At 49.5% G+C, this 12,728-nt stretch carries 7 protein-coding genes; 3 read left to right on the plus strand and 4 right to left on the minus strand.

From position 1 onward, the window contains the following. Positions 1-150: 150 nt before the first annotated feature. The 3 genes from F4Y64_00255 to F4Y64_00265 all read left to right on the plus strand — a co-directional run bounded on the left by F4Y64_00255 (position 151) and on the right by F4Y64_00265 (position 8,145). Positions 151-1,575, plus strand: coding sequence for an amidohydrolase (locus F4Y64_00255; GenBank protein ID MXX96041.1), 1,425 nt, complete (start codon positions 151-153; stop codon positions 1,573-1,575). A 456-nt stretch (positions 1,576-2,031) separates the two neighbouring features. Continuing rightward, positions 2,032-4,455 (plus strand): TonB-dependent receptor, encoded by a 2,424-nt coding sequence (locus F4Y64_00260; protein ID MXX96042.1) that lies wholly within the window; start codon positions 2,032-2,034, stop codon positions 4,453-4,455. Between the two features lie 384 nt (positions 4,456-4,839). Beyond that, entirely contained in the window at positions 4,840-8,145 is a 3,306-nt protein-coding gene (locus F4Y64_00265) for a S8 family serine peptidase (protein ID MXX96043.1), read from the plus strand. A 99-nt stretch (positions 8,146-8,244) separates the two neighbouring features. Here the strand turns inward: F4Y64_00265 and F4Y64_00270 are convergent, their stop codons facing one another. The 4 genes from F4Y64_00270 to F4Y64_00285 form a co-directional block, all read right to left on the minus strand. Then, a complete protein-coding gene (locus tag F4Y64_00270; protein MXX96044.1) occupies positions 8,245-8,799 on the minus strand; it encodes a hypothetical protein in 555 nt (184 codons plus the stop codon). Positions 8,800-9,184: 385 nt separating this feature from the next. Then, positions 9,185-10,513 (minus strand): T9SS type A sorting domain-containing protein, encoded by a 1,329-nt coding sequence (locus F4Y64_00275; protein ID MXX96045.1) that lies wholly within the window; start codon positions 10,511-10,513, stop codon positions 9,185-9,187. Positions 10,514-10,600: 87 nt separating this feature from the next. Next, complete coding sequence (locus F4Y64_00280) at positions 10,601-12,493, minus strand: hypothetical protein (protein MXX96046.1); 1,893 nt, start codon at positions 12,491-12,493, stop codon at positions 10,601-10,603. Further along, positions 12,490-12,726, minus strand: coding sequence for a hypothetical protein (locus F4Y64_00285; protein ID MXX96047.1), 237 nt, complete (start codon positions 12,724-12,726; stop codon positions 12,490-12,492). Before F4Y64_00285 ends, F4Y64_00280 begins: the two co-directional genes overlap by 4 nt. Positions 12,727-12,728: the final 2 nt, after the last annotated feature.

Genomic DNA, 12,728 nt, shown 5'->3' on the forward strand with positions numbered 1-12,728 from the left:
TGGAGGTTGATCCACTGGAGTAGGTTGTTTTCGAAATGACAGAGCATATTGCAACCGTGGTGCTGTATCCCGGTTATCTTGCAGAGCTGGCCAAACGTATGTAACTGGCTGGAAGAAAATTCTCGGTAACCAACAAGAACGATCAATCACATGAAAATCAGATTCTTACTGTTCGCTTTCACTTTGATGTTTTTCCCAGGCATCCTAGTAGCACAGAAAGCGAAAATCACCCAGGAACTGGATGCCAGAGCCGATGAATACTTCGATGTGGCTCATCAAATATGGGGGTGGGCAGAATTGGGATATCAGGAGGAGAAAAGTAGTGCCTTGTTGCAGCAGGTACTCGCGAATGAGGGGTTTTCTGTTGAATCAGGTATTGTGGGGATTCCCACAGCTTTTGTGGCAGAGTATGGCAGTGGTACTCCGGTCATTGCTATTCTGGCCGAGTTTGATGCCTTGCCGGGATTATCACAAAAGGCAACGCCGGTTCGAGAGCCATTGGTAAGTGATGGATCAGGACACGCGTGTGGGCATCATTTATTCGGTGCTGCATCTGTCGGTGCTGCGGTAGCAGTCAAGGATTGGTTGGCAGCCAGCGGGCAGAGCGGTACGATTCGGCTTTATGGTACCCCCGCCGAAGAAGGTGGGGCAGGGAAAGTATATCTGGTTAGAGAAGGACTTTTCAACGATGTAGATGCAGTGCTTCACTGGCATCCAAGTGATCGGAATGATGCCAGTCCAGCAACGACACTGGCGAATCGTTCAGCAAAATTTAGATTCTATGGACGCTCTACACACGCGGCGGGAGCCCCTGAGCGGGGTAGAAGTGCACTTGATGGTGTGGAGGCCATGAATATGATGACCAACCTGCTCCGGGAACATGTACCTCAAGAAACACGCATCCACTATGTCATTACACGCGGAGGACTTGCCCCTAATGTTGTCCCAGACTATGCAGAGGTCTATTACTACGTCCGCCATCCCTTCGCTCAAACTCTCGAAGAGATCTTTCCACGAGTGGTTCAAGCAGCAGAGGGCGCGGCCCTGGGAACAGGTACAACCATGGATTATGAGATTATCCATGGTTTGCACAGTGTGTTACCTAACGACGTATTATCTCATGCAATTCTAGCCAATATGAAGTCTGTTGGAGGGGTGACGTATGATGCAGAGGAGCAGCAGTTTGCCGAAGAAATCCGGAAAACTTTAGATGCCACCTCAATTCCTTTAGGCTCAGAGGCTACAATCCAACCGTTTGCACCGAGGACGACCAAGGGGTCTACAGATGTTGGAGACGTAAGCTATATGGCACCAACGGCAGGTTTCAATACAGCCACTTGGGTTCCTGGAACTGCCGCTCATAGCTGGCAAGCTGTTGCTGCAGGGGGGATGAGTATTGGGAAGAAGGGGCTTGTACTGGCCTCAAAGGTTTTAGCGATGACTGCGATAGATCTCGTATTGGATGAGGAATTGTTGCTTGCGGCAAGGGAAGAGTTTTATCAAAGAAGAGGTTCAGACTTTGAATATCGACCTCTACTTGGGGATAGGGCCCCACCGTTGGATTATCGAAAATAGCTTTCAACGAGGGCGTGATCCCAGCACGATCACGATGGGGCCTCAGCACTAGGTGATGAGCGCTTCTGTAACTTACCACCTCCACCGCCTAGAATCCACCTGCACGCCGGCAGGATCGGCACAAACGGCAACTCGATACATCCGGGGTATCTTCACGGAATTGGAGAGACGTGGCGGGACCATTGAAATCATCTCATCGTCCACGGCCCAAATAATCCTAAAAGTTTTAGGAAACTTGGGGAAGGCAAGAGCTGCAAGGTTAAACATCAATTTGGGGCCATAGCAAATGGCCAGCTCTGACGTGGAAACCTACCGACAGAGGAGCGAATTCGGAGATGGTTTTGCTCGGGAACCTTGGACGGTACAAGGGCCCAATGTCATTTCTTGCATCCCAATAGATTTTGAGTAGTGAGGAGTAGACATGCAACATACATAACCATAACAAAACAAAATCTGATGCAAAAGCTACGGGTGTTCTTTATCGGAATCGTGTCAATTATGATAGGATTCCAGTCAGTAACCGCCCAGGATTTGGGCCGCATTGAGGGTACCGTTTACGTGACCGATGGCACGACAGTCGTCACCGATGCCACGATCACATTAGTTGGGTTGAATTACTCTCAGCGGGTCAATGAATCTGGGCAGTTCGCATTTGAAGAAGTCCCAGCGGGATCGGTTCTTTTGCGTGTTGAAAGCCCGATCTGGGGTCGAAATTCAAAAACCGTTACAGTTGTTGCTGGAGAAACTTCCGAAGTGGACATTGAGGTTCTATTGCATGTGCGTCTTGAGGAGATGGTTGTTTCTGCAGGGCCCATAGCTCTTCCTCGCTCACAGTTGGTAAATCCGGTAAATGTCTTAACAAGAGACGATCTCCTTGAAGCAGGTGGAATCAGTTTGGGAGAATCTTTGAAAAGTCAGGCGGGGATGGCATCAACGTATTTCGGCCCCGGAGCTAGTCGCCCGATAATTGGTGGAGTTGCGGCGAGCAGGGTAAAAATTCTTCGGCATGGTTTAGATGTCGGTGATGTAAGTGATCAAAGCGAAGATCATGCCGTAGGTGTAGATGCGTTTGATGCCGAGCGAATTGAAATTATTCGTGGTCCGGCAGCACTCCTGTACGGAAGTAATATCACCGGCGGGGTAGTGAATGTTCTTGATGGACATATTCCCAATGAGATGCCGGTGAACCGGATTGAGGGGATGGTTATGGGAAGAGGTGGACTGGGGGCTAGTGAGCGGGGAGGCGGTGGTAGCCTGACAGGTGCATTGGGGAATTTTGTATGGCGCGCACGTGGCCTAGTACGCGAGACGGGAGATGTCTCCACACCGCTGTTTAATCCAGAAGGCGTTCATGAAGGACACGATGAACACGAAGAACATGACGAACACGATGAGCATGGTGAACACGAAGAACATGATGAACACGATGAGCACGAAGAGGGTGAACCCCAATTGGTAGACCATATTGAAAATTCGGGAACATCTCTATCAAGGGGCTCTTTAGGGGTGTCCTGGCTTGGTAACCGCGGGTATATCGGGGCAGCCGTCAGTTTTCATAACACAGATTACGGTGTCCCGGGTGGTCACATGCACGGACATGGAGAACATGAAGACGACGGGCATGAAGACCATGACGACCATGAGGATCACGAAGAAGATGAACATGGTCATGGGGGCGAGGAAGAAGTATCAATAGCCTTGGATCTAAACTCCGTCACTTATGATATTGAAGGCGGGTATTTTTTTGAAGATGCAGCCATCAAGCAAATTCGTTTCAGGTTTGGCGTGACCGACTACACGCACTCGGAACTAGAACAAGCTGAGTCAGGTCCAGATATGGTCGGTATTGTCTACGAGAATAATCAATGGGAAGGACGCCTTGAGGTAGACCATTCCCTCCATCGCAAAACGCAAGGGGTGGCCGGAATACAGGTAAAGAGACGTGATCTAGCCCTGAACGCCGTCGGAGATCATTCCATCCTCCCCACGACGTTGACCACTGATGTGGGCATTTTTGCAATGGAGCGCATCGATTTAGGGGCACTAAGACTCGAGATGAGTGGACGCATGCAATGGCTGTCTCATGACGCGGTGGATAGGACAGATAGATCCTTCTCATCTCTGAGTTTGGGAGCAGGATTGAATTATGAAGTGAGTGAACAATGGACTCTCTCGCTCAGTCTGGCACGGGCAGCTAAAAATCCTAGTACCGCTGAACTTTATTTCAATGGGGTGCACGCAGCAATTCGTTCCGTCGAAAGAGGCAATGAAAATCTTGAAGTTGAGGTTACAAACAATGCTACGGTTTCGAGTTATGTCCGTACAGGTCAGTTTAATCTGACTATGACTGGATACATAAACCAATCAGATAACTTCATCTATTTTGCGCCGACAGGATTGATTGAGAGTGATCTCCCCGTCCTTCAGACCTCTCAGTCTGAAGCCAGGATCACCGGAATGGAAATAGCAGCAGATGTAGATTTATTTCGCAGGGAAGACTCGAATCTTATTTTGGGGTTGACTGGAGATTATGTCAATGGTCGGCTGACGCTTGAAGGAGGTAATCTGCCTCGCATACCACCGTTACGGTTGGGAGCCTCGTTGCAATATTCTCTAAATAATTTTTCTACCGGTCTATCTGTGGAACGCATTGCGAAGCAAGACCGGGTGTTTGCGATTACCGAAGATGAAACGGACGGCTATACAATGGTAGATGCAAAAATGGGATACCGTTTGGTAATCGGTTCCACGGTTCAAAGCATTTCTCTGCAGGGACTGAACCTAACAAATAAATTAGCCAGGGCACATACATCACTCCTGAAAGAAATCGTACCCTTGCCGGGTCGCGACATCCGTCTGACCTATATGCTTCATTTTTAATCCGAGGTAATCCAATTCGCAATCATAGGATCTTGCTTGCAAGGTTGTTTGATTGATGTATGGAATAGTCAGGCCAGCTGGCGAGACTCGGCCAGCTGGCCTGAACGCTTCACCAACGCGTTGAGATACTATAGTTCAGGAATTTCTCAACGATGGATCCAGAAAGAGAGGAAATAGCCCAAGTTCTCAGAGGTCGCAAAAACGCCAAGAGATTTGCGATTTGCTCCTATCCCCATTCGTGTGGAGGAAATTGAAGTAGGCGAACTGAAATCAGCATTTTCATGTAAGATGTCACTACAGATATGGTGACATGGTGTACCCGAAGACTCAGTTATAGCTGGAGGGTTGAGCAGGGGTCATGGATACGGGGGCTCACCAAGTGAGATGGGTCTCCTTAGCATTTTTATGAGGATGCATTGTTTTTCGCTTTCTTCAAGGAAGAAAATCTATGCTGAAGACAGCCAAGTAGGCAATTGGCCCGTGTGGACATTCACGATTCTGTGCTTGTTAAAGTTTTTACCGGTTGCTATAGCTCAGGAAGAGCCCCAGTATGAGACTGGCGTAGTGGTCGTGCAGTTCGATTCCACCGCACAGATTGTATCAAAGGCCAGTCGGACAGGATTAGCTGGTTTTGATCGTTTAGCTTCTATGTATGAGGTTTACACGATTGAGCGCGCGTACCCGTTTTTGGATAATGTTCTGCCAACGCCGGAGACACGCAGGAATTTACTTGCACTTCGCCGCACGTATTACGTGCGTTATCATGCAGGAGAGGATCCAGTTATCGTCGCGCGAGAGTTCTCGGCAGTCTCAGGGGTAGTGTATGCGGAGCCGGTTGTAGTGAACCGGATCTATGCGCTGGACTCCATGGAGTTCTCTGATCCCAATGATCCAGAATTTGGACGACAGTCGGAGCTTCTCCTACTTCGTCTGCCGGAGGCCTGGGATGAAGTGAAGAGTGAATCGGGGACGCCTAAGGTCATCATTGCCATTGTAGACGGTGGAGGAGAATGGCGACACCAGGATTTACGCGCGAATGTATGGACGAATAACGACGAGATTCCGGGTAACGGGATTGATGATGATGAAAACGGATTCATTGACGATGTCCATGGGGTTAACTTTTCGAATGGAGACCAATCAAATAATGACCCAACAAGACAACCGGGCTTATTTGGTAATTCGTGGCACGGGACCGCGGCTGCAGGGGCAGCTAGTGCCGTTAGTGACAATACTATCGGGGTCGCTGGTGCGTCATGGAATGCTTCGTTAATGCATGTCAACGCATCTGATTCATTGGGATTGGGGATTCGCCATGGGTATGACGGGATTCTCTATGCGGCTATGAACGGAGCAGATATTATCAATACTAGCTGGATTGGGCGTGTGGATGCAGACATGGATGCTCAATTCATAGATCAGACCTTGCAATTGGCTACGGATCTGGGGTCGCTTATCGTTAGTTCAGCCGGAAACTCAGACCTAGATGTTGATCTGTTCAGGTTATACCCTGCCCGTCATCCCAGGGTACTTTCGGTGGGTGCAACAGGAAAAGAAACCACGAGGCGTGCATCATTTTCGAATTACGGTAAGTTGGTGGATGTGTTTGCTCCCGGAGTATCAATTGTCACGACAGGCGTCAACGACAGCTACATTACAACCAGCGGAACATCGTTGGCATCTCCTTTAGTTGCCGGAGTAGCTGCATTGGTCAAAACGAAGTTTCCAGATATGACACCAGATGCAGTACGTGAGAAGATTCGGGTTTCTGCTGAGAATATTGATTTAGTGAATCCCGAATTCGCGGGGCAGCTTGGCCGTGGTTTTGTGAATGCATTCGCGGCGATTCAGGAGACCAGCAAGTCGGGCGTACGCCTGAAACGATGGTCATGGCGAGATAATGACGGGGATCATGTCATTGTCTCGGGAGATGAGGTTACGATTACCGCGGTATTTACCAATCATCTGGCGGATGCAAGGCAGTTCACCGTGGAATTGGAAAGTACTGAGCCATACCCATTTCTTCAATTACATCAAGCAGAGGCTGATATTGGCTTTTTAGGGGGTGGCGATTCAACGGAGGTGACATTTCAGTTTCGTGTGGACGCAGATGCATATCTGAATCGGCGAGTTCGTTTCTATGTGCGCGTTCGGGCAGAGGATACGGACGATATATCGGATATGCTCTCATTTCGGGTGAACCGTTCTCTTGATGCCATTCATCAGAGCCTAAGTGCATTATACACTGCGACGGGTGGGGATCAGTGGCACAATAGTGAAAACTGGGATCTTACGAATACTCCGAGTGAGCAAGAACTGGCTCAGTGGCATGGGATATTGATGCTTGAAGGTTGGATGTACAGCCTGCGCTTGTCTCTGAACAATCTTACGGGGATACTGCCACCCGAGTTGGTGGGTCTCTCTGAGTTACAAGTACTTGATTTAGCTGACAATTTTCTCTCTGGGCCAATTCCAGATGGATTGAACCGTTTTTCCGAGCTGCGCAGCCTGATTTTGGCATACAATTCTATCTCTGGCACGATTCCATCTGAATTCGGTGAGCTCACGAAGTTGGAATGGCTGAACCTGTACGAGAATTCTTTTTCGGGTCCGATACCTTCCTCACTAGGAAATTTGGTGAACCTGGAAAGTCTGGATCTAGATAAAAACGAGTTCACGGGTTCGATTCCGTCCGAGTTGGGAAATCTCTATAAGTTGGAGTGGATTGGTCTGGGGGAAAATACACTAACTGGCTCCATTCCTCCAGAACTCGGGAGTCTCTCTAGGTTGATATGGCTAGACTTAGGAGAGAATTTATTAACGGGTTCCATTCCTCCGGAACTGGGCAATCTTTCTGATCTCCAGGTCTTGGATCTAAGCCACAACTCACTCTCAGGGATGATTCCATCCGAACTTGGAAATCTTTCCCAACTGGACTCACTGAAGCTGTCACACAACACACTGGTAGGCAGACTCCCAAGGAGTTTTTTGCAACTGGACAGCCTAAAAGCTGTTTGGTTTGACGGGCAAAATCTGTGTGCGCCGCAGGATGATGAATTCCAGGCATGGCTGAAGAGTATTTCGGACGTCAAGGGGGCCGTGTGCTCGGTGTTGGAGTTTGCGGAAAGTATCGATGATCAGCGCTATGCCCGGTCAAAACCCATCGCACCTCTGGTCTTGCCAGAAGCCACCAATGGGGTCGCTCCAATCAAGTATACATTGACCCCATCTTTACCTGCAGGATTGGAATTTGACATGTCAACCCGCACGCTCAGTGGAACCCCAACAATAATTACCTCCTCTCCCATAGAGTATACTTACAAAGCTACGGATGCAGGGGGATCCACGGACAGCCTGCTGTTTCAGATTAGTGTCTACTCTCCGGTCTCTGTTGAAGGAGAGTCTTTACCGGAAGTCTTCAAGGCTCTGGGTAACTTCCCAAATCCCTTTCGATCGGCAACTCAGTTGGCCTTTGATCTCCCCCAGGATGCGCGTGTACAGGTAGAGGTAATAGATGTGATTGGAAGGCGTTTGTTCACGGTTCCTGAGAATCGTATCGCTGCCGGATGGTCAAAGACCATAGAGCTAAATGGTGGATCGCTGCCTGCAGGACTTTACTTGTACCGTTTGGTTGCAGACTTACCCTTGGGAAGAACCGTGCAAGTCGGTCGCTTTGTACGAATTCGATAAAAGTGGTTTTCCTGGCATTATGGAGGAATGGATCTGTCTCTTGTGGAAACTGCGCACCAGATCACCGGGCGCATCAGTGCAATCGCTGCCAGACAGGGGCTAACCCACCTTGTGGAATAATTTATCGACTACGTGGGTTGGCTGACCGATAAATTTCTGGAAATAAACCCTCTCTACCTTCCGATTGCAATCGTGCGCTATGATGTGTTTGTAGTCTAAATTGGAAGCAGAGAAGATGCTCTGCATTCGTCCAGGATATCGGCCTTTATTTCCTCTTGGAGCGTCGATGAAAATCACGTCCCAAAAGGTGTCAAGAACGGTTTCAGGCAGGACTAACTGGAGTTTATCTGGCTGATCAATAATCCTTCTCCACTGCCTCCGCTTGGTCGTGTATTCTATTTCTTCTACCGAAATGCCCGGGTTTTCTGATTTCACCTTTTGAACCCAGTGAGCACTGTCCTCTAGGAATAAAGTTTGACCTCCAGAATTAATATCCATCCAGTACGGAGAGTCATTGCCAAGACCAAATACCAGAACATTGCCCGGAGAAAGCGAATCAATCAGCTCTCCGATATACTGGTATTCCCTGAGAGAGCAATTCCCAGGATTGGAATTAACTAATTTTCGAAAATCAACATCTATACCTCTGCTCATTCCCCCTGCTGTCTATAAAAACGGTAATTGAAGACTATAATTTTGGTCAAACTTACTGGCTATGTCTATCCCTGCAGATAAGGAGATTTTAATCGGTCATAATGATCGTCAGTAACAAAAACCTGGACTGAATTTTTCATTTTTACCTGCTTGTTTCCAGCAGGGAGCATTTTACGAACTCAGTGAAATTGAGACCTGTTGCCATCTCAAAAGGGCTGCAGGCAGCGTGTCCATTACTCCAATTTTTTTGCAAAGTTACTGATTTGTCCGTAAACACCACTGTAGCCTCGTCTCAAACACATAGAGATCAAGAAATCAGGCTTTCGGCAGGACCATTGCTGACCCTTGAGTGATGTATTAAAAAAAGAGAGGACGTGCGACCAGACTATGGGATAAGGAATAAGGGGAGGGTTTGCATTTCGGGAGTACGTACCCAGTACATCCCAGAGGGGAGTCCAGACACCGAAAGGATAGCACTGTTCTGGCATAAAGCCTCTTGTGTCCGAACGCGTTGTCCCAACTGGTTATAGATCTCAATAATCCCGCATGATGGGGTTGCCAATTGAATATTCACCGCACTCTCGCCAATTCGGGCGGGATTGGGAAACAGACTCAATGCATAGGGGGATTCTGGAACTTCAGATTGTGTAGGAGTACTTGCTCCCAGAGCGCTTGCTCCGGGAAGTACCTCACCCTTAAAATCGAATAATGCGAGGTTTTCCCAGGGAGAGCCGAAGTTGGGGGCAGCAATGTATTCAGGCGCCCAGTAGCAAATGCCCGAAGATACATGTTCCCATAGCCTTCTGATGAAGGCGGCTTGCCCATCTGGAGTAGCAGGATAGCCGGGCAACACATGCTCGGGCAGACCGACACCGTTATGTGTGTTATCGTTCCAGGCAAGCGTCCACGGATATGCGGTTTCGATAAGCATAACAGGTTTGCTGTAACGGCTTTCCAATTCCCGAATAACCTCGGAAAACTGGTCAAGCGGGCCATGCCAGAATGGATAGTATGAGATACCAATCAGGTCGTAATCAAGTTCATAGGGCGCGAGGTTACCGAAGAACCAATGGGCCCCTTCGAGGTCGCCTCCCCGGTCAATGTGCAGCATTACCAGAGCAGAACTGGCATCCCGTACGGCTTTTGCTGCCGAGCTAAGTAACCCGGCCAGTTTAGCCCATTGCTCCAGAACATCAAATGATCCACCAACGCGCCCGGTATTCCATAGCATGCCGGTTGTGATTTCGTTACCGGTCTGGACGATGATCGGTGGCGTGCCTTGTTCGCTCAGGGCCTGGATAGCTCGATAGGTGTGTGCATAGACACTGTCACGCAGTGCGCTCTCCGAAAGCTGGGACCATGCAGATGGTTTTTGCTGTGTGCCTGGATCGGCCCACGTGTCCGAGTAATGCAGATTGAGGATGATTTTCAAATTAAGATCATGCCCTCTGCGTGCAAGTTCCAACACGTCCGGCAGGCCGTCGCGTCGTTCGGTTGGCGTATGGAAGAGTCTCAACCGAATACTGTTCAGGCCGTTCTCCTGTAGAATATGGAGGGCATCTCCCGCAAGATTCTGGGATGTGTACACGGCACCACCCGTCTCTAATTCATCCAGCATAGAGATGTCTGCACAACGAAGCGGCTGGGAGTCTGCGAGTGGTGCTATCGCACAAATACCCAGTAAGCAGGTAAGTATCCTATAATTGAACTGCATTGTCTCGGATTAGCCGCACTCAGCCTCCAAAGTTCGATCCGTAAACACTACCCAATCTCAGCCTCTTTCGAAACTACGCAGTCTCCGTCAGGATCCAACTCTGTCATGCACTCCAAAAAACTTTTGCAAGACAGGCTTTGAGTTTGGGGGGCCGGCATAAGTTCCAAAACCACCAGCTACGAGAGACGCAAGAAAACCCCAGATGAGTGGGTCCAGCCCCAAAGGACGGATGGGACTGATTTCGCCAAGAAAGACAAAGCCAATTACGTACAGAGAAACATAAGCGAGAGTCCCAGATGCCATGGATGTGATTGCTCCCATTTTATTAAAGCGGGGCCAATAGAGGCCCAGTGCTACAGGGGCGAGGAAGGCAACGGCCAGGCCACCTCCAGTGAAAACAATGATATACTGCAAAAATTGCGGTGGATACAGAGCTCCAATGGTTGCCAGCAGGCCAACCAGGACAGTGGTACCATAACTGAGCAATTTCAGCATGCGTTCCGTAGCAGCGGGGTGGATAGATTGCTGGTACACATCGCGGACAATACTGGAACTGATCATCAGGATAAAGCTGTCAACCGTACTCATGGCAGCAGCAAATGGAGCAGCAATAAGAATGCCCGCCATCCATGGAATTCCGGCTCCATCCGAGAGCAGGTAAGCCATCACGGGCATAATTCGGTCCGGTGTATGGTCGAGTCCGGGAGCAAGGATGCGTGCACAGCAAAAGATGATAATCAGGGGGAAATAGATCAGCGAGAAATACACTGCCAGCGATGCAATCGCGCGGCGCAATGTACGCGTACCTGTAAAGGCCATCAGTCGCACCATGTTGCCAGGCTGTCCCGTACCCGCGAGTGCCCAAAAGACGAAGAAGGATACGGCCAGACCAAGAGGCAAAAATCCATTCGGATCTGACGGGCTCGGTCCAGGTGGCTGCATATACGTGCCCGTTTCTCCATCTCCTCTTGCATAGGACGAAAGCGGGTGTACAACGGGGATCACGGTTAATTCAGGTATCCCTTTTTCCAGGATTCGGCTGATTTCCTGCGGTGTAGTGATTTGTGTCACTTTCACCGGTGTGGATTCTTGACTCCCCACAGAAATTACCGTTGCCTCGTTCGTTCGAAACAACCGTCCATCGTCCATAAACCATGTTTCCGAATCAATTCTGATGTCTTTCAGCGGGTCTGAGTCGCCAATTGTAAAGAATGCAGTGCCCAATCGAGGCGGTTGCATGGACGCCATTTCGGATGAGGCATTGCGTAGACCTCCCACCTGCACCAACGCAAAGACCAGCATTAAAAGGACTCCAAGAAGCATGACAAACCCTTGCAGGATATCGGTCCAGACCACGGCTCTAAACCCTCCAAACGTGGTGTAGGCGATCACCAAAATTGCAAATACGAGTAGCCCAAGTACATATTCTGCATTGGTGTTCACTGGAATCAGCTCGGGTATCATATTTTGAAGCTGCAGAGCGGCCTCCTGATAAAACGGAGAGCTACCCAATAGCTGTTGCATAATGAGTGCAGCAAGCGTGAACTGAGGTACGAGATACACGCACAAGAGGATGGCCAAGAGCAAAGTACTCATCAATGCCAGTGTACGGCTCTCAAAGCGTATACGGAGCACATCTGGAACCGTGATTGCTCCGGTTCGCTGTGATACAAGGCTAAGCCGTTTTCCTAAAAACCCCATAGTACAGAGCGGGAAGATCATGTAACTGGCGATCCAGAGCGCCAACGTCCATCCATGGGCGTAAATAAGGGAGGGGAATCCTGCAAAAGAGCCTGCAGAGGCACTGGTGGCTCCGAAGGTTAAGGTGAGTGCAATGACACCCAGGCCGCGGCTTCCTAAAAAATACTCACTAAGAAACGCCCGTCGTCTGAAGGCATAATTGGAGATGACCGCCAGACCTAATACGACCGCAGTATAGCAGATGAATGCAATGAGTGAAGAGTTGACGCTGCCACTCATGGGTCCTCCGCCTTCATGTAGAACAGGGCGAACCAGAGGCTATAGAGCGTGGCAATGACCCAGGGGAGGGCAATCCCAAACACCACCCATTGTGGCATCCCCCACAGCAGACTGATATCCCCGGATCCATAGGCAAAGAATGCACAGTATCCGATGGTCCAGATCATGCAGATGCCCCATGCCACAAGAATGTGGAGAGCTTCCCGTCGTGCACGCCGAAAGGCTGAAGGCATCC

It is taken from the genome of Rhodothermaceae bacterium (assembly GCA_009838195.1).
Classification (GTDB): Bacteria; Bacteroidota; Rhodothermia; order Rhodothermales; family Bin80; genus Bin80.

What these genes read in the sequence shown, in the direction of transcription:
- F4Y64_00255 (MXX96041.1), top strand. Translation starts at nt 151, where the DNA reads ATGAAAATCAGATTCTTACTGTTCGCTTTCACTTTGATGTTTTTCCCA.
- F4Y64_00260 (MXX96042.1), top strand. Translation starts at nt 2,032, where the DNA reads ATGCAAAAGCTACGGGTGTTCTTTATCGGAATCGTGTCAATTATGATA.
- F4Y64_00265 (MXX96043.1), top strand. Translation starts at nt 4,840, where the DNA reads ATGGGTCTCCTTAGCATTTTTATGAGGATGCATTGTTTTTCGCTTTCT.
- F4Y64_00270 (MXX96044.1), bottom strand. Translation starts at nt 8,799, where the DNA reads ATGAGCAGAGGTATAGATGTTGATTTTCGAAAATTAGTTAATTCCAAT.
- F4Y64_00275 (MXX96045.1), bottom strand. Translation starts at nt 10,513, where the DNA reads ATGCAGTTCAATTATAGGATACTTACCTGCTTACTGGGTATTTGTGCG.
- F4Y64_00280 (MXX96046.1), bottom strand. Translation starts at nt 12,493, where the DNA reads ATGAGTGGCAGCGTCAACTCTTCACTCATTGCATTCATCTGCTATACT.
- F4Y64_00285 (MXX96047.1), bottom strand. Translation starts at nt 12,726, where the DNA reads ATGCCTTCAGCCTTTCGGCGTGCACGACGGGAAGCTCTCCACATTCTT.